Genomic DNA, 18,782 nt, shown 5'->3' with positions numbered 1-18,782 from the left:
GTCATATATATGACGCTGAATTGAATGAAAGGTTTGTTATAGAACGGTTAAATGCTACAACGACTTTAGAGTGACAACGAGTACCGGGATGTAATGATGATCAATATTATCTTTTTTCCATTAATGAGATTTTAATCTCAGCGGGCAAAGTTGTGTTATTGTCCTACCAATTTACTTCGCTTTTCAAGCATAACAGTTGTTCGCCATACGCCATCGAGCTGGGCAATACGTTCGCGATAACCAATATAGCGAAAGCCACATTGTTCATGCAAATGAATACTGGCCCTGTTCTCTTCATGTATCACGCTTAACAATGACCATATTCCGTTTTGCTCACTAGTGTTAATTAGTTCTTCCAGCAAGATCCTGCCAATACCTTTTCGTTGATGTTGCTGATGCACATATACGCTTACTTCAGCCACGCCATTGTAACATTCCCTGGCAGATACAGGCGTAAGGGCAGCCCACCCTACCGGTTCATTTTCCTGCATGGCAATAATTCTTGAATGCGGAAGATATTTGAGATCAAACGTGTTCCAGTCGGGCACGGTTGTTTCGAAGGTGGCCATGCCTGACGCTATGCCATGGCCATATATTTCCAGTACGGCACTGGCATGTTCGGGCTGCATTGGTATCAACGAGATCATGGAGCTAATTTAAAAAGGGATTAGCTAAAAAAGAAGGGACATTAAGTTAATTTATACACGCGCCAATCGTTCGGCAGCCAGGGCCAGGGTTTCTTCTTTTTTGCCAAAACAAAAACGAACCACTTTGTTATCGGTGCCATCCTGGTAAAAAGCAGAAACAGGGATAACGGCCACCCCAAATTCCTTTGTAATGCGAACAGCAAAGTCTTTATCGCTTTCATCACTGATGCGATCATACTGTGCGCAAATAAAATAACTGCCTTTACTATCCAGCATGGAGAACCGGGTATTTTTCATGAGCTGTAAAAAGTAATCACGCTTTTGTTGCAGAAAGGAGCCCAGCGTTAAATAAGAATCTTTATTACGAAGGAAGGTGGCCAGTGCTACCTGTGAAGGGGTATGACAGCTAAAGCAGTTGAACTGATGCACCTTGCGAAATTCGCGGGTAAAGGCGTCAGGCGCTACGGCGTAACCCAGCTTCCAGCCCGTGCAATGATATGTTTTGCCAAAAGAGAAACATACAAAACTTCTTTCGGCCAGATCGGGATACCGTAATATGGATTGGTGTTTTACATTATCAAATACAATATGCTCGTACACTTCATCGCTAACGATAATAATATTGGTGCCCTGCACTACCGCACGCAATTGCTGAATATCAGCTGAGCGCAACACCGCGCCCGTGGGGTTGTGCGGCGAGTTCAGCATAATCATTTTTGTTTTGGGTGTAATGCGCTGGCGCACTTCGGCCCAATTGATCTTATACTCGGGAAACTGCAGATCGATGCGCACCGGTATAGCGCCATTCACAACGATGTTGGGAATATAGCTATCGTAACCCGGTTCAAAAACAATTACTTCATCGCCGGGTTGCAATACCGTGGTAAGCGCGGTATAAATAGCATAGGTGCCACCGGGAGTAATGGTGATCTGGGTATCGGGATTAACTTTTGTGCTATATAGAAATTCAATCTTTTCTGCAATGGCTTCGCGTAAGGGCATGTAGCCGGGCATGGGCGCATATTGATTGAACCCGTTTTGCATGGCTTCCGTTACCAGTGCCGTGAGTTCGGCGCTCATAGGGAAATCAGGAAACCCCTGACCCAGGTTTACTGCTTTGTGCTCAGTAGCCAGGGCACTCATCACCGTAAATATAGTTGTGCCTACCTGGGGTAATTTGGATTGGATGGATAGCTGGCTCAAGTTGAGAATTTGAAAATGGTAGAGATTATTTTTTTCCTTTCAGTTGCTCCCGGGCTTTTGCCGGAAGGCTTGCCACGATCAGGTCGTAGGAATCATCGATCCATTCTTTCAACAGGGAATTGTTTACACTTCCATCAACTACAATGGTATTCCAGTGCTTTTTGTTCATATGGTAGCCTGGTTGTACACAATCGTAACGCTCCCGCAGTTCGATGGCTTTTTCGGGATCGCATTTCACGTTAAACTGAAATGTTTCGTGATTTATAGAGCAAATTAAAAAGACCTTCCCACCCACTTTATACACGAGGGTTTCCGGTCCAAAGGGAAAGGTTTCTTCAACTGCTGGTTTTGATAAACAATAGTCGCGTAATGATTCAATATCCATACTTCTCAACTTTATTGTTTTATCTCGATACTGGCTGCATCCAACAATTCTTCACCTGTCATTCGCAAATACACCTGGGCGGCAGTAACCACATCTTTCTGGCAGTAACAAACAATGCGTTCCAGGTTTCTTTCCTTCCAGTATACTTCCCATACCATGCTGCCATCAATATCATCTTTTGGCGTGGGAATGCCGAGTGTGGTGGCCAGCAGGTTCAATGAAGTAAAGTTTTTATAATCACCAAAACGCCACAATTCCATAGTATCGAGGTGGTTTATTTCCCAGGGCTTCTTGCCACGGGTATTGAGAATCGCGGGCAGCGGAATATTATGGATGATCATTCGCCGGCACAGAAAGGGAAAATCAAATTCTTTTCCGTTATGGGCGCACAAACATTTATTGGCATCGGTAGCCCAGCGCTTCAGCATATCGGCAAACTGTAACAATATTTCTCTTTCATCATCACCGCAAAACGACTTCAACACAAGTTTCTTGGCAGGGTGATACCCCTGAATAATTCCGCAGGTGATACATACAACCTTACCAAACTCTGCATATATGCCGGCCCGGTTATAAATGGTTTCAACCGTTTCTTCTTCCTTATTGCGTATTAAATAAGCCGCCTTCAGGGCCCAGAGGGCTTTCCATTCAGGCGTCATTTTTTCATAGCTATCGTGTTGCGGAACAGTTTCTATGTCGAGAAAAAGAATATTGTTGAGTGTGACCATACTTAAAGGTACTTATCTCCCTTATTCCTTTTTATTTCTGCTACATATTCTTTAATGTCCTGCTCTTTCTCTCTTTTACAAATAAGCAGTACATCGTTGGTATCAACTACAATGTAGTCTTCCAACCCCTGCAGCACTACGAGTTTATCTGTGGGGGTTTGTATCATGCAACGATGTGTGTCGAACACAATAACATTACCGCCACCGGAGGCATTGTGCATGTAATCTTTTTCCAGGTTTTCCCAGGCGCTGTTCCAGCTACCGAGATCGCTCCAGCCAAATGAAGATGGGATAACATATACATTATCGGCTTTTTCCATGATACCAAAGTCAATGGAGATATTTGTGCAAAGTGGATAAATGCGTTGTAATGCCGGCACTTCTTCCGTGGTATTGAAATGTGGTTTTTCTGCCTCAAATACTTCATACATTTCGGGCAGGTATTTTTCAAAAGCAGTAATAATGTTTTTTACCTGCCATACAAATATGCCGGCATTCCATAAGAATTCACCACTGGCAATAAATGTTTTGGCCAGCTCAACTGTTGGCTTTTCTGTAAAGGTTTTTACTTTATACACATTGTCACTTACCGTTTGCTGTTCGTACTGTATATAACCATAACCGGTATTAGGGTATGTGGGTTTAATGCCCAGCGTTACCAGCGCATTGTGTTTGCCCACAAAACTGAGCGCTTCAAAACAAACTTTATTAAAAGCCACCGGATCGAGGATCAGGTGATCTGAAGGAGCAATGATCAATGAGGCCTGCGGATCGAGCTGGTGTAATTTATAAGAGATATAGGCAATACAGGGGGCTGTATTTTTTCGGGAAGGTTCTCCCAGAATATTTTGTAATGGCAATTGAGGCAATTGCTTCTTTACAATATTTATATATTCATTGGAGGTTACAACATAAATGTTCTCAGCAGGAATAAAAGCAGCAAACCGGTCATAGGTAGCCTGGATAAGTGTTTTACCGGTATTAAGAATATCCAGGAACTGTTTCGGATAGTTGGTTCTACTTGCAGGCCAGAAACGACTGCCTATACCCCCTGCCATTATTGCTACGTAAGTTTGTTTGTTCATTTTTTGTAAAGTTGTCCTTCGGCTAAGCCCAAAATGTTAATAGGGTTTTTTGTTAATGTGTAATTCCGTTCTGAACGAAAGATTGACAACATTATTGATAAAGTTACAATCTTGTTGTATAATTAATTAACTAAATGAGCCCTTCCCTGATAAGATCGTGCAAATGAATGAATCCAAGGTACGATGCATCGGCCGTTACCACCACCAGTTGGTTGATGTCGAACTTTCGCAAACGATCAAGTGCTTCTACAGCCAGCGCATCGGCCGTAATGGTTTTGGGGTTCAGGGTCATGATCTCTTTAGCGGTAACGCTGTCTAAAGGAATATTCTTTTCAAGCATCCGGCGCAGATCGCCATCGGTGATAATGCCCAACAGGCGATTGTTTGCATCGGTAACGGCTGTTGTGCCCAGTCGCTTTTTTGAGATCTCCATGATCACTTCTTTCAATGAAGCCAATTCGCTTACCTGGGGTTTTTCGTTATTTACATACAATTCAGATACACGCAGGTATAACTTTTTGCCGAGCGTACCACCGGGGTGGAACCGGGCAAAGTCTTCAGAGGTAAACCCTCTCAATTCCATCAAACTTACCGCTATGGCATCACCCATTACCAGCTGGGCCGTTGTACTCGATGTGGGCGCCAGGTTGTTTGGACAGGCCTCCTGTGACACAGTTGTGTTTAACACTATACCCGACTGCCTGGCCAGGAAGGAAGCGATATTGCCCACCATACCAATCAGCGTGTTGCCAAAGTTCTTAACCAACGGAACCAATACTTTTATTTCAGGGCTTTCGCCACTTTTGCTGATTATCATCACTACATCATCCTGCTGAACCATACCCAGATCGCCATGAATGGCATCGGCTGCATGTAAAAAAACAGCAGGGGTACCGGTTGAGTTTAATGTTGCCACCAGTTTCTGGGCAATCAATGCACTCTTACCAATACCACTAATAATCACCCGGCCTTTGGTTTCATAAATAGCTTTAACCGCACGCTCAAAATCATCGTTCACCATGGTTTGTAACGATGCAATAGCCTCTGCTTCCAACCCAATGGTTCGAAGCGCAACAGACTTAATATCAATGGCAGACAAAGTTGACATATTAAGGCAAACCTACTTGAAAATGTTAATTACACAAAGCTTTATACCTGCCTTTGAGCTAAGACAGGCATTTTCAGAACTATAGCAATAACAACGCTGACGTTATTAAGTTAAGCACTTTAAAAGGAATCCTGCTGTAGTATCTAATAAAACAATGTTAACGACCTACAGATCACTTAAGTAGGTTTTAAAATATGATTTATTGACCATTAAAAGGTTGGCATAACAACAAAAATGAATTAAATTCGCATCCCTTTACAAGATGCCTGTTACATCTTTATCCTAAAATGGCCTGATTTTAAACCCATTCAAACTGATCTGACGATTTGCTAACAAAGGGCAACTTTAACCATTTATTGCCGTTAATAACCCGGCAATAAACAGGCACGTAAATAAATATTTTCTGAAACAATCTGTGCGAAGGAAACAATTTGAGCAATGTCAACCACATCAAAAAAAACGTCGTCAAAAACGGCAAAACTTCAGAAAGACACTACAGTAGCAAAGACAAAAGCGTCAAACTCTTCTACTATTATTTCCAGCGCTTCTTTACATCAAGCTCTCCAGGAGCAATTTGGATTCGATCATTTTAAAGGCAACCAGGAAGCCATCATAAAAACTTTATTAGCAGGAAAAGATACGTTTGTAATTAAGCCTACCGGTGGTGGAAAAAGCTTGTGCTACCAGTTACCGGCCATCATGAGCGAAGGCGTTGCTATAATCATTAGCCCGCTTATTGCGCTGATGAAAAACCAGGTTGACCTGGTGCGCAGTTACAGTAGTAAAGATGAGGTAGCGCATTTTCTTAACTCTACTTTAACAAAAAAGGAAATACGCGAGGTGCATGATGACCTGCTTAGCGGGCGCACAAAAATGTTGTATGTTGCGCCGGAAACATTGACCAAGCAGGAAAACCTGGAGTTCTTCTCTGATCTGAAACTTTCTTTTTTTGCGGTTGATGAAGCTCACTGTATCTCAGAATGGGGACATGATTTCCGTCCTGAATACAGAAGGTTGCGTGAAATGATGACGCAGATCAATCCTGACATCCCGGTTATTGCCTTAACCGCCACAGCTACACCTAAAGTACAAAGTGATATTATAAAGAACCTGGCATTGAAAGAACCAGATATCTTCATCTCTTCTTTTAACCGCCCCAACCTGTATTACGAAATACAGCCCAAGATCAAGAAAGATCAAACGATCAAAAACATTGTGCGCTTCATTGTTTCAATGAAAGGCAAGAGCGGTATCATTTATACATTAAACCGTAAAACAACTGAAGAGCTGGCCGACATGCTGATGGCTAATGGCATTAAAGCCGTTGCATATCATGCCGGTCTGGACAGTAAGTTGCGTGCAGAACGCCAGGACCTCTTCTTAAATGAAGATGTACAGGTGATTGTTGCCACTATTGCTTTTGGAATGGGAATAGACAAACCGGATATCCGTTTTGTAATTCACTATAACATTCCAAAAAGCATTGAAAACTATTACCAGGAAACCGGCCGTGCCGGTCGGGAAGGACTGGAAGGAAAATGTATTTTATATTATTCGCATAAAGACGTATCAAAGCTGGAGCATTTGATGCGCGACAAACCGCTTAGTGAACGTGAAGTTGGCGCCCAGCTTATCAGCGAAACAGTAGCCTACTCAGAAAGCGGGGTTTGCCGCCGTAAGATACTGATGAGCTATTTCGGGGAAGAATATACCGAGCAAAATTGCGGACAATGTGATAACTGTTTACACCCCAAAGAGCACGTTGAAGCAAAAGATAATGTGGTGAAGGTGTTGAAGGCCATTAAAGCACTCGACGAACGCTTTGCCGCTGACTACACGGTTAACATCATTATTGGACGGCTAACCCCCAATATCGCCATGTACCGCCATGAAAGCCTTCCTGAGTTTGCCATTGGTAACGACCAGCCAGATCATTACTGGAATACGTTGATCCGGCAAATGTTGCTGGAAGGCTTATTGAGCAAGGATATCGAAGAGTATGGCGTATTAAAGATTACCAGGAACGGGGAAGCATTTGCCAAAAAACCCAAATCGTTCAAGATCGTATTGAACAATTTGTACGAAGAAGCCAATGCCGATGATGATGAAGGTGCTGCTGAAGCAGCCACCGGCGCCGCCGTCGATGAAAAGCTGTTTGAAATGCTGAAGGAGCTGCGTCAGAAAGAAGCCAAGCGCAAATCACTGCCGCCGTTTGTGATCTTCCTTGAAACTTCGCTGCAGGATATGGCAACCCTATACCCTACCAAACTTGAAGAACTTGAAAAATGTTCCGGAGTAAGTAAGGGTAAGGCCATTCGTTATGGTAAGCCTTTTATTGAACTGGTAGCCCGCTATGTGGAGGAAAACAATATTGTTCGTCCCGATGATTTCGTAATGAAAAGCGTGGTGAACAAAAGCGGTAATAAGGTATACATCATTCAACAAACAGATAAAAAGATACCGCTGGAGGTAATTGCCAAAAATAAGGGCTGGCGGATGGATGAAATGCTGGAAGAAATGGAGACCATTGCTGCCAGCGGCACCAAGCTTAACCTTGATTATGCCATTGCCGAAATGCTGGATGATAATGAACAGGAAGAAATTATAGAATATTTCAAAGGGTGCGAAACCTCATCGCTGCAGCTGGCCCTTGAAGAATTAGCCGAGCATAACTTCAACTGGGAACAGTTAAAGATCATGCGTATCAAGTTCCTGGCAATGTACGGAATGTAATCACGCTACATAAATTACTCAATCTGGAATGTATGCCCCGCCTGGCGGTGGCATACATTTTTTATTATATAGCCAGCCTAAGTTTCACAGGCATTCATCGAACAATAGAGACCTTTAATCGAAATAAGAGGCATATTTGGTTCCGGGATAATACTTTAGATTTCATAATCCCGTTTAAGAGTAAGTAATAACTCCTAAACGCTAAAATTAAGATCCTAATGAAAACCATTGTATTGATGGGCGTTTCATGCCTAATGCTGGCCGGGGTGTATGGCGTAATGAATAAGGAGAGTACAGTCAGCAAAGTTTTATCCTTTAACCAGGCCCATGGGGCCGCATCACCTATTGATGCCGGCGACAAGGATAAAACAAACAACGGCTTAACAAGTGAGCATACCGATCATAAAGCATCTACATCAAAAACCCTGGATGACAGCCATTGGATCGATGATCCTCTTTTTGAAAAGGCTGCCGGGTCTGATCTAATCATGGATAATGAAGTGGATGTTCCCCAGGCACAATCGAATCCGGAAATCATTAAGCAAACCACTCCCCACCAGGAGACTTCTGAGCCCCAACCCGAGATTAAACAACTGATTTTGGAATTGGATACAGACAGTACTGTTGGAAAGAAGGTACCCGTTGAATCAATTTAAAAGAAAGAATTTATATAAAGAGACTGCAATAAGGGCATGAATAATGAATAAGCCAATAAGCACTCCGAGTAGGGTGCTTTTTTATTGAAAATTGCTAGATTTTTTTAGGGTTTTTTGCTTGTTATTTCGGAATATCTCCTATTTTTGCAGCCCGATTTAGCCGAATAGGCAAAAATCAAAAAGGTGCGGTAGCTCAGTCGGTAGAGCAAAGGACTGAAAATCCTTGTGTCGGCGGTTCGATCCCGCCCCACACCACGAAGGCCCCTGATAAATATCAGGGGCTTTTTTTATATACTTCGTTTATATTTTTTATTCTATTTCTATTTGCACTAAATATTTACTATCAAACCTTAATTATTTTATTTTTACCTCATTGTACCTTTAATAACCCAATATGGCCAAATTGTCTATTATTATCCCGGTTTACAACGAAGCCGCAACTGTTCATTTGATTCTCAACAAAATTTGCAAGGTTGATCTCATTAACGACATTGAAAAGGAACTAATACTGGTAAACGACTGCTCAAGAGATAATACTGAAGAGGTAGTATTAAAATATATTGAGAGTAAACCAGATGTGGACATAAAATACTTCAAACATCAGGTAAATAAAGGAAAAGGCGCGGCATTACACACCGGAATTGCGCAGGCAAATGGCGATTATATAATAATTCAAGACGCCGATTTGGAATATGATCCGAATGAGTTCAATATATTATTAAAACCTGTAGTTGATGAATTTGCCGATGTAGTGTATGGAAGCCGGTTTATGGGCGGCAGACCACATAGAATTTTATTTTTCTGGCATACCATAGGTAACCGGTTCCTGACATTTTTATCGAACATGTTTACTAATCTTAACCTAACAGATATGGAAACATGCTATAAATTGTTCAGAGCTCCTATCATAAAGTCGCTTAAGCTAAAAGAACAAAGATTTGGGTTTGAACCAGAGGTAACCAATAAAGTTTCCCGGATCCCTAATATAAGAATATATGAGGTTGGGATTTCTTATTATGGAAGAACGTATGCTGAAGGGAAGAAAATTAACTGGAAGGACGGTTTTCGGGCAATTTTTTGTATTCTGAAATACGGACTGTTTAAATCTTAATATTTACCTAAGATAAAGCAGTAATTCTTTTTGCTTACAAAATTCAAAGGATGGGCGACATATTGTCAAAATATTACTTAATACCTGTATTAGTTATATGGGTCGTTATTCTTTTTTTGTACTTCAGGAGCATCGTGTCGGGAATTAAACTTATTAAAAAGTATCCGGGAGCAGAGAAGCGGAATAAAGCAGTTTATTGGCCTTTGGCTGCTATCATCGCCATGCTTGTCACTTTCGCCTTAACATTGCCGCTTTCATACGATGAGTCTTTTACATTTAATGAGTTTACATCAAAGGACATACTTACTTCTATTTCTAACTATCCTGTGCCCAATAATCATGTTTTTCATTCGATTCTTACTAATATAACCTGGGCAATATTTAGCTTTACCCGGTCTGAAATGGCAGTAAGGCTTCCGGCCTTACTTTTTACTGCTTTATCTCTGTATTTTATTTACACAAGGTTTTTTATTGAAAGGCTTTTTTCTGTCTTATTGTTTTCTGTCTTCTTTTTGCTGTCGCCCAATATTATTGAATATGCATTTCAGGCTCGTGGTTATTCTATTCAAATATTTTGTGGCGTTGCTTCTTATTTTTTTGCCGCTGATCCCCGGGTTAATCAATATGCCGGCTTCAGAGAAAGGATAAATGCCATATTACTGTTATCAGTTATTGGCATGTTCACAAGTCCTGCATATTTATATACAGCCGGCGCCATTTACCTTATATTCCTTACTATTAATTATAAGGAAATAAAAAAAGAGCTTGTTTTTTTTATCACAACCAATATCTTTTATGGTGCTACCATATTACTGCTGTACTCCCCAATAATCATATCGCAGGGAATACATCAAATTACAGCTAATCCTTATGTGAAACCCAATGAGCAATTCTCATTTCAAAAGGTAATTACCTATTTGGGGAATTTGGTAGATTATTTAACGCTTCCCTATTATATAGGTTGGCTTATACTGGCTTTGTTTATCTGGTATTCAATTAAGCAAAAACGGTATTATAACTTTTATTTCCTGGTTGTTCCTTTAGTTTTAATGATAGCATTAAAGCAGCTTCCCTTTTCAAGGGTTTTCCTGCCTTATGGTGTAATTATATTGTTAAATGCCTGTATGGCCATAACAGATGCTGTGCGGGTTAAAACTGCCAAGCCGGTAGGTGTATTCAAATCAGGACCTGCTGCTTTTGTATTAACAGGTATTTTCTGTATTGTGTCATATTTATACTTCAATAATATTCATCAAAAAGATGATTTAAGTAAAGCATATCATTTTAAAGAAATAGAATCTCCTCTGGCGGAGCATGATAAAGTTTATACAAGACATTTAAATACAAATTGGGATTTTACCGAGATACTTAAAGCCTATCTTACAATAAAGAAGAAAAGTAATTCAGTGGAAATTGAAAAAGACTTTAGCAACTACAATTTTAATTCATCCATTGTAATTTCAACGGATACTATCCCTGAATGGAAGGTAATTGATTCCACTTCCGATTTTTTGGGTAAACCAATAAAAGAATTTGAACCGGTAAGTTCTAAATAAAACCTGGAGGCCCAATGGCGCCAGACACTACGATGAAAGATCACAGTGATGTGGCCTTTTTTATTGGTCAAACTTTACTAATTCTGCGTTTCAGCGGATTTGACAATTACCGCGTTGAATTGCCTCTTATTTCGCCTCTTCGTGATATTCCATTTCAGTATTGATCGACCAGATATTCGATTTATCGGTGATGCCGGCAACAATATTATCTACTGCAGTCATAGCTGTCAGCATGGAGTGGTCCGAATTGTTGTATTTGTGCATTCCATTGCGGCCTATAAGATAAAGATTTTGAAGACCGTCCACAAAGTTTCGGATGACGTCAAAACGATCGTAGGTCCCAAAGTAGGCAGGATAGGTTTTCTCCATACGAAGAACGGTGGCATCCAAAAGGTCTTCTTTTCGGGCAAGCCCGATCTTCTCCAGTTCGGTGATGGCCGTCTCCTTAATAACTTCTTCGGATTGGTTCCAAAAGTCGTCATCCTTGTTGCAAAAGTATTCCATGCCGATCCAGCTTGTTGCGGGGTCTTTTACCAGGAAAGGACTCCAGTTGTTAAAAAGCTGCAACCGACCCACCTTTACATCTTTTTCCTGTACGTAGATCCAGGTATCTTCCAGTCTAAGCTTTTGGAAGCCGCCAGTCGCCTTGTCCGGAACAGAGAATTGCTTTAGCAATAAGCCTACCGTAATAAAATCCCTGTATAACAAACCAGCCGCTACGTCCCTGACTTCGGCAGGAACGCCGCCTGACATACCTCCAATAAGCTCATTTACGGGCATGGTAGAGAAAAAATAGTCACCTTCCCAGGTTTGTGATTCCCCAGTTTGTGCATTGACGGACCGAATGGCTGAAACTCCTTCTTTGTGATTGACTATGCTCGTTATCTTTTGATGGAAGATAATTTCACCGCCCATGCTTTCAACCTGCCGGGCAACCTCTTCCCAAAGTTGTCCAGGTCCTAATTTTGGATAAAGAAAGCGTTCGATCTGGCTGGTTTCTACATTTTTTTGCGCGATATCCTGATCTTCTTTTTTCTTACGCTTCAGTGCATGCGCAATAGCTTTGGTAATGGATACCCCCTTGATCCGCTGAGCTCCCCATTCAGCAGATATTTCGTTGCAACTAACTCCCCAAACTTTTTCGGTATAATCTTTAAAAAAGGTTTTATATAAGGTTTTGCCAAATCGATTGATCATAAAGTCCTCAAGCGTCCTTTCTTTTCGCCTCGGAAATAGCCGGGCAAATGTATAAGAGAAACCAATACTTATAGTTCGGAGAAGCCCTAGTTTGCGAAGGGTATTGGCCGACAGGTTGAGCGGATAGTTAAAGAACTGACGGAGAAAATAAATGCGTGACAAACGGCGGCGCAACAGCATAACCTTGTTCTTGTCTACAGTAGAGCTTGTAGTTCCAGTATTATATAACTTGCGTGACCGGTTCTGATAGTTAATGTTTATTTCACCCTCAGTAGTGGTTTCCAAAGGCATAAAACGGAACCACCAATCCATAACCCTGTCCGATTTGGAAAAAAACCGATGCCCGCCTATATCGATCCGGTTCCCTTTGTAGTTCACGGTCTTGGATATACCTCCAATATCTCCGGTCTTTTCCAGGATAATTGGCTTTATATTAGTCCGTGTCAGTAATTCGTAGGCAGCTGTCAAACCAGCAGGTCCAGCTCCAATAATAATCGCTTTCTTGTCGTGATTAACAGTGTCTTTTTTCATGCAATAAGGCCGTGAAATTAGTATAATTTTTTTATGTCTTTTATGCTTTCTTCTTTACATTTGAGCATGTTTCGCATACCCCCCAGAACCCGCATAATATTTATCCTACTCGTTGCTATTTTTCTCTTTATTTCCTGGCTGGTCTTATTTTGTATTAAACCAGTGACTTTTTTTCCCGATTCCTATGATTACCTGGCAACGGCGGACCATCTGAGTGATACTTCTTCCGGTCGTCCTTTATTATTTCCGCTATTGCTTCGAATAACGGGCATGTTACACCTGAAACAAAGCATCGTTTGTTACTTTATTCAAATTTTGAGCCTGGCATGTTTCTTTTGGTTTTGCGGTCCACGCAAAAAACTACTATCGTTAACAAATATTGGAATATTGATCGGGTTTCTTCTTCTGCCCGCCATCTGGAGTTATTGTGGCTCCTGTTTAACGGAATCCATTCTTTTTGCGGTAGAAATCTGGATTGTCATTTTCTTATCCTTACTTTTTTTTCCAAGACGCCAAACTTCGCTGGCATCGGCCATTCTGTATTCAGTGGCTATTGGCCTGCTTGCCATTCTGTTAAAGCCCTGGATCATGATTTACGTCATTGGCTGCAGTGTGTTGATCGCGGTGATAGCATGGTTCGGCAAAGCGTTCCGCTCTGCAAGGCGACCGGCTCTCGTTCTGTTTATTGTAACTATTGGAATTTTCGCCTTCAGCTACCGGTACAATATGAGCAAAAGTTCTTCTTCGGCCAATATCGGGTATCTTCTCGCGAACTCTGATAAAGTCGATGATTTAAAAGCAAGATTGCAGGAGGTGAAAGATTCTACAAGCGAAGAAGCCCGTTTCATTAGCCTGATTATTGACGACATTCAGTTGCTTAAGGCCAAATATAACAGCGACCCGTGTATAGCTCCGATGGAGGAATTAAAGGTGCTAAAAGTGTACGACAAAGCCTATGTGGATACTCTAAACAAAGCATTTCGGATAGCTTACTTCGAAAGAAAAAAAGACGTAATCAATCTGATGGGTTTGTCTGTTGAAAGATATGTAAAAGACACTAAATTAGGTCTTTCCTGTCTTGACGTTTGTTATGGTCCATATATAAAAATACTGAAAAAGAACGGGGTATATTTCGCAATTTGTTTTTTCCTGTTAACCTTTATTTATTGGTTTATCCGGAAGCGCAGGCAAACTGCTCCTTCATTCAAAAGGTCACTATCAGCCAACGGTAAACAGTTGCTTATTTTTGTTGGAGTACTCCTTTTCACTTCCATCTTTTTTGCACTATTCCTGGCTGTTTCAGGGGGAATAGAATTAAGACGTACTGTTTTGCCGGCAGTTCTTTTCCAGTTGGCAGCTATAAGCTATCTTATCATTAACAGACATGAGCTAATGATGACAAAACATGATAACACCTAGCCCTTCTAGTCAATGCCAATGGTTATACATCAGCATTGCTTGTAGTTAATGCATTACTATTAGAAAGTTGGGCAAAAAAATACTCACGTACTATTAAAGCAAAATATTATACTGATTTGCGGCAATTTTACATGGTGTGATATCCGCTGTTGTTTAAGGTGATTTCATTCGAAAATCAGGCAAACTTAATTTGGAATCCGCCATGAAGAGGTCTAACTTACATTAAGCCAAAAGCTCGTTTTGCGAACACACCCAAACGCAACCAATCTTAATATGTGCAGTACTTACTACGTTGATTGACTCCTCAACCCGCCACTTTCGTATCCATTCAGCCCGCACCTTATTTATCAACTTCTACATTATTTATTCATCACTAAAATGAAGGTTATGTCATTCAACTTATTTGATTCAATAAGAGGATTTCTGGGCAATGATGTCATTGACAATGCCAGTAATGTTTTAGGAGAGAATGAAGGTAACATGCAGAAAGCGGTGTCCGGAGCAATTCCTGCGGTATTAACCGGCATTATGGATAAAGCAGGGTCAGGAGACGCAGGGAACCTCCTTAGGATGGCTAAAGAAACATTTAACAGCGGCATGCTTTCCAATATTGGCCGCTTTTTCACAGACAATAGTTTAATTAGCAGAGGAACAGAATTACTGAAAGGAATTTTTGGCGACCGCCTGAATAATGTTTCCAACATGATTGCCAACTACGCCGGTATCAGGTCCGGTTCGGCAACAGCCTTACTGAGTGCAGCTGCGCCCGCAGCCCTGGGTGCTATAGGTAGTCATGCCAGTTCAACCAACATGAATACTGCTGGTTTTCTTTCTTTTCTTAACAACCAAAAGGATAACATTCTGAATGCCGTTCCCCCAGGTCTGAACCTCGCCGGAGCCCTGGGATTAAGCAGCCTGGGAAGCGTAGGGAACAGATTAACAAATGCATTATCGGGCATTGGCGGTTCTATTAAAAGTGCAGCGGCCAACCAGCCAGGCAGCCCCAGGAAAACAAATTGGTTTGTGCCTGCCTTATTAGCCCTGGCGCTCATTGCACTGATATGGCTTTTTATGGGTAAAAGAGGCAACAAGGATAAAAATATGCAGTCAAGCATCAATATGCGTCCCGATTCTGCCATTGCTTCAGCTCCGCCAGTCACCTACCCTTCTACTCGGGCATCGATAATGGTGCAATTACCTAATGGCACGGAGATCAATGCTTATAAAGGTGGCATCGAAGATCAGCTGGTAAAGTTTTTAAACGACCCTTCACAAAAAGTTGATAAAAATACCTGGTTCGATTTTGACAATGTGAATTTTGAAACAGGCAGCGCCACTATAATGCCTGAGAGTATGACGCAAATAAAAAATATTGCTGCCATCATGAAAGCGTTTCCTCATGCTGCAATAAAGATTGGCGGCTATACTGATAAAACGGGCAATGAAAGCAGTAACCAGAAACTATCTAAAGCAAGGGCTGAAGCCGTATCATCGGCGCTTAAAAATAATGGAGTACCTGAATCCCAGCTAGCCGGCGCTGAGGGTTATGGTTCCCAATTTGCAAAGGCTGCAGCTGATGCACCTGATGATGAAAGAAAAAAAGACAGAAGGATGGCCGTGAATGTGCGGCAGAAATAATTCTCTTTGAATGAAGCCACCATAGGTGGCGCTTTAATTTGATTAAAATAAGGTAACGTATGAGAAAGAATAGTTTTTCAGGGATACTTCTGTTTGTCTTCATTACCCTGTTTTCTTTGTCTGCCTGCGGGCCAAAGGATAGCAAAATTCAGGCAGCCGTAGAAACCGCTATTAGAAACAACCCTGCTGTAACCGGTATAGCCGCCAGTGTACATGATGGTGTTGTTACGCTTTCGGGTGAATGTAAAGATGAAGCCAGTAAATCGGAAGTTGAATCGGAAGTTGCGAAGGTAAAAGGTGTAAAGAAGGTCGTCAACAATTGTACAGTAACTCCTCCGCCAATGCAGTCAGCTCCGGTAACCATAGCCCAAGATGACGCGTTACTTAAAAATGTAAAGGATGCCATTAAGAGTTATCCTGGAGTAAACGCAACTGTGAATGATGGAGTTGTTACACTCACAGGAGATATTAAACGCGTTAACCTTCAAAAACTAATGATGAGCCTGCAATCATTAAAACCTAAAAAAATAGATAATCAGCTTACCATTAAGTAAAAGGAGGGACTAATTATGGCATTACAGGATAAATACCAGGAATTGCTTAATACCGCAAAAACAGTTGGCATTGCCAACCTGCAGGTACGCGAACAGGAAAATGTTCTGTATATTGACGGAGAAGCTCCGAGCGGTACAGCAAAGGATACTTTGTGGAACATTTATGGTAAAATTGATCCTGATTTTCGATCAGGTGATGTGGTAATGAATATAAACGTTTCGACTATGATACCAGGTGCAAAAGCACAGGTAACCACTGATAAATCAAACCTGAATATCAGAAAAGGGCCGGGGACCGACCAGCCAATTGTAGGTAAAGCAGCACATCATGAAATTGTTACCCTGGTTAGTAAAACCAATGATCAATGGTGGCTTATCAGGACCGATGCCGGAGAGGAAGGGTATGCTTATGCACAATATTTATCACCTCAAGGTTGAGGGCAGTCATAGATAGGGGATTTCTTCTTTTGAAGAGTCCCCTTATTTTTTACTACTTAACAAGTGGAAGGGGTTACAATTTTTCAGTGGGCTGTAGGTTACAACTTTCGAACCTGTTTGCGGTAGATCTTAATAAGATTGTAGATTTTTGCAATGAGTATTTGCTGAAATCTCAAACGGTAACATAAAAAAGATATATAAGTTGGTGATGGGGATTATGTTCGAACAAATAAGCAAACAAATAAAGATTTACTAAGGGTTTTAAGTCCGTTGAATGATCTAGCTGGCTTAAGTTGTATTTGCGATACCGAGTGATAATCGCACTTTTTGCTAAGTATCTTAAAAATAATAATTTGCAAAAATTGCTTTCTTCAAAAAGAAGCGTATAATAGTGGAAATATAAACGTTAAATGCCATCATGCGGCACTTCAGTAAAGTCATAACGGTAATGTTATTAGCTTCTTACATTAACAGGTCACCTAAAGACAAAAAACTGTCACTTTCCAACGATTCTAAAACTGTGACAACAACTTTACGAGACAGTTTGGGCACAGTCTCTTTTTCCATTCCCGCTCGTTTTGATACTTCATTTGCCTGGACAAATCAATCTGATTGTGGAAAGCCCTGCAATCACGAGCAGTACCGATTTCAACCCAAATGCCTGCCCGTTTTTAAGGAGAGTGGATTTTATTATAACGTGCCCGACATTTCTCTGGACCAGTTTACTATAGTTCATTCAGGTTATTTTCCGTTTCGTACCAATCCTGACACATTACAGAATTTGGTACAACATAAACATTTCATAGAACGCCTTTCAAGCGACCCATACAACGGCAAAATCGTTAATGACACTACAGAGAGAATCTATGATCGCTACTTTTCTATTGTTTGCATGGCTGGCTTTGACACGACAAAACAAAAGCATTTTGCAAAGGTGGCAGCGTTGACAACTATCAAAGGAAATGAGATTGAATTTGATTATGAACTTAAAAGTCAAGACACAATTAATAAGAATAGTTTCATCAATACTTCAATGAGGTTCATAAGAACAATCCGTTTGAGCAACGGCATATAACATGGATTTTGCATCGTGTGGGCTGGCGTTAAGGACCGCCCGTACGAACGCTCCCAAAACTTTACCTGCAAACGTTAAATCAATCTACAATGTTTTTTGACGAAGAAATGCTGGTTTCAAAAGAGATCAGAGCCTGGACAGTTCGGCAATAGAACCTTAGAGTCTATTAGTAAATATGCGCTGCACTTTCCCTTTCCGATCCTGTTTTTTTTGCATATCTTGGCCAATTCATGAAGTTTACCCTAACCCTAACCCTACTCCTATTAATTGGTGCCTTTTCAGCCCTGGCCAACACATTCACGGTGACCTCCAACGCAGACAGCGGCCCCGGTTCCCTTCGTGACGCCATTAACCAGGCTGCCGTCAATAGCGCCACCCCCAATCTCATCATCTTCAATATTGCCGACCAATCCCGGGCAGGTCGCACCATCACAATCGCATCCGCCCTGCCCAGACTGCCCTCTAATCTCACGATCGACGGAACCACACAACCTGGAACTCCCTTCGGCATAAGCGCCGCCAGGATCATCATTGTCGATGCGAACCCCATCACTAATCTTAATTGCATCGACATCGTCGCTGTCAGCAACGTTCGGGTCTATGGACTCTTCCTCCAGACTCCTTCTTCCTTTTCCGGCATCTATATCGATCGAAGCAGCAATGTTTACATCGGCGCCGCCGGCAAAGGAAATGTCATTCAGGGCTTCGCAGCGGCCAT

17 protein-coding genes and 1 tRNA gene are annotated in these 18,782 nt (G+C 41.5%); 11 read left to right on the top strand and 7 right to left on the bottom strand.

From position 1 onward, the window contains the following. Window positions 1–155: 155 nt before the first annotated feature. The 6 genes from ACJ751_RS07820 to ACJ751_RS07795 form a co-directional block, all read right to left on the bottom strand. Window positions 156–647 (bottom strand): N-acetyltransferase family protein, encoded by a 492-nt coding sequence (locus tag ACJ751_RS07820; RefSeq protein WP_407744908.1) that lies wholly within the window; start codon window positions 645–647, stop codon window positions 156–158. A gap of 51 nt (window positions 648–698) precedes the next feature. Then, window positions 699–1,850, bottom strand: coding sequence for a methionine aminotransferase (locus ACJ751_RS07815; RefSeq protein ID WP_407744907.1), 1,152 nt, complete (start codon window positions 1,848–1,850; stop codon window positions 699–701). A 25-nt stretch (window positions 1,851–1,875) separates the two neighbouring features. After that, on the bottom strand, window positions 1,876–2,235 hold the full coding sequence (locus tag ACJ751_RS07810) for an MmcQ/YjbR family DNA-binding protein (RefSeq protein ID WP_407744905.1): 360 nt from the start codon (window positions 2,233–2,235) through the stop codon (window positions 1,876–1,878). A gap of 11 nt (window positions 2,236–2,246) precedes the next feature. After that, on the bottom strand, window positions 2,247–2,963 hold the full coding sequence (locus ACJ751_RS07805; protein WP_407744904.1) for a 3'-5' exonuclease: 717 nt from the start codon (window positions 2,961–2,963) through the stop codon (window positions 2,247–2,249). A 2-nt stretch (window positions 2,964–2,965) separates the two neighbouring features. Further along, the gene (locus ACJ751_RS07800) at window positions 2,966–4,048 is read right to left on the bottom strand and encodes a mannose-1-phosphate guanylyltransferase (protein WP_407744902.1); all 1,083 of its coding nucleotides are present in this window, start codon (window positions 4,046–4,048) and stop codon (window positions 2,966–2,968) included. A 130-nt stretch (window positions 4,049–4,178) separates the two neighbouring features. After that, window positions 4,179–5,156 carry an SIS domain-containing protein gene (locus ACJ751_RS07795; RefSeq protein WP_407744900.1) on the bottom strand — a complete coding sequence of 326 codons (978 nt, stop codon included), beginning with the start codon at window positions 5,154–5,156 and terminating at the stop codon, window positions 4,179–4,181. Window positions 5,157–5,594: 438 nt separating this feature from the next. Here ACJ751_RS07795 and recQ point away from each other — a divergent pair, with 438 nt between their 5' ends. The 5 genes from recQ (at window position 5,595) to ACJ751_RS07770 (ending at window position 11,212) form a co-directional block, all read left to right on the top strand. Then, window positions 5,595–7,889, top strand: coding sequence for a DNA helicase RecQ (recQ, locus tag ACJ751_RS07790; protein WP_407744898.1), 2,295 nt, complete (start codon window positions 5,595–5,597; stop codon window positions 7,887–7,889). A gap of 218 nt (window positions 7,890–8,107) precedes the next feature. Continuing rightward, complete coding sequence (locus tag ACJ751_RS07785; protein WP_407744896.1) at window positions 8,108–8,545, top strand: hypothetical protein; 438 nt, start codon at window positions 8,108–8,110, stop codon at window positions 8,543–8,545. 182 nt (window positions 8,546–8,727) lie between these two features. After that, window positions 8,728–8,800 (top strand) — tRNA-Phe (locus tag ACJ751_RS07780). A 139-nt stretch (window positions 8,801–8,939) separates the two neighbouring features. Next, on the top strand, window positions 8,940–9,656 hold the full coding sequence (locus ACJ751_RS07775) for a glycosyltransferase family 2 protein (RefSeq protein WP_407744895.1): 717 nt from the start codon (window positions 8,940–8,942) through the stop codon (window positions 9,654–9,656). 134 nt (window positions 9,657–9,790) lie between these two features. Next, window positions 9,791–11,212 (top strand): hypothetical protein, encoded by a 1,422-nt coding sequence (locus ACJ751_RS07770; RefSeq protein ID WP_407744893.1) that lies wholly within the window; start codon window positions 9,791–9,793, stop codon window positions 11,210–11,212. Between the two features lie 126 nt (window positions 11,213–11,338). Here the strand turns inward: ACJ751_RS07770 and ACJ751_RS07765 are convergent, their stop codons facing one another. After that, entirely contained in the window at window positions 11,339–12,940 is a 1,602-nt protein-coding gene (locus tag ACJ751_RS07765) for an NAD(P)/FAD-dependent oxidoreductase (protein WP_407744891.1), read from the bottom strand. 162 nt (window positions 12,941–13,102) lie between these two features. Here ACJ751_RS07765 and ACJ751_RS07760 point away from each other — a divergent pair, with 162 nt between their 5' ends. From ACJ751_RS07760 to ACJ751_RS07735, 6 genes are all read left to right on the top strand, one after another. Continuing rightward, complete coding sequence (locus ACJ751_RS07760; protein WP_407744890.1) at window positions 13,103–14,359, top strand: hypothetical protein; 1,257 nt, start codon at window positions 13,103–13,105, stop codon at window positions 14,357–14,359. A 387-nt stretch (window positions 14,360–14,746) separates the two neighbouring features. Beyond that, window positions 14,747–15,997 carry a DUF937 domain-containing protein gene (locus ACJ751_RS07755; RefSeq protein WP_407744888.1) on the top strand — a complete coding sequence of 417 codons (1,251 nt, stop codon included), beginning with the start codon at window positions 14,747–14,749 and terminating at the stop codon, window positions 15,995–15,997. Window positions 15,998–16,056: 59 nt separating this feature from the next. Continuing rightward, window positions 16,057–16,551: a BON domain-containing protein gene (locus tag ACJ751_RS07750; RefSeq protein WP_407744886.1), complete on the top strand. Its 495-nt coding sequence runs from the start codon at window positions 16,057–16,059 to the stop codon at window positions 16,549–16,551. A gap of 15 nt (window positions 16,552–16,566) precedes the next feature. Then, complete coding sequence (locus ACJ751_RS07745) at window positions 16,567–16,989, top strand: SH3 domain-containing protein (RefSeq protein ID WP_407744884.1); 423 nt, start codon at window positions 16,567–16,569, stop codon at window positions 16,987–16,989. 448 nt (window positions 16,990–17,437) lie between these two features. Continuing rightward, the gene (locus ACJ751_RS07740) at window positions 17,438–18,064 is read left to right on the top strand and encodes a hypothetical protein (protein ID WP_407744883.1); all 627 of its coding nucleotides are present in this window, start codon (window positions 17,438–17,440) and stop codon (window positions 18,062–18,064) included. Between the two features lie 230 nt (window positions 18,065–18,294). Then, a partial coding sequence (locus tag ACJ751_RS07735; protein WP_407744881.1) for a hypothetical protein occupies window positions 18,295–18,782 on the top strand: 488 nt, incomplete at its 3' end.

Source organism: Niastella sp., assembly GCF_045805085.1.
GTDB lineage: Bacteria > Bacteroidota > Bacteroidia > Chitinophagales > Chitinophagaceae > Niastella.
Note: the sequence above shows the minus strand (reverse complement) of the source record. Positions and strands in the feature narration are given on the sequence as shown.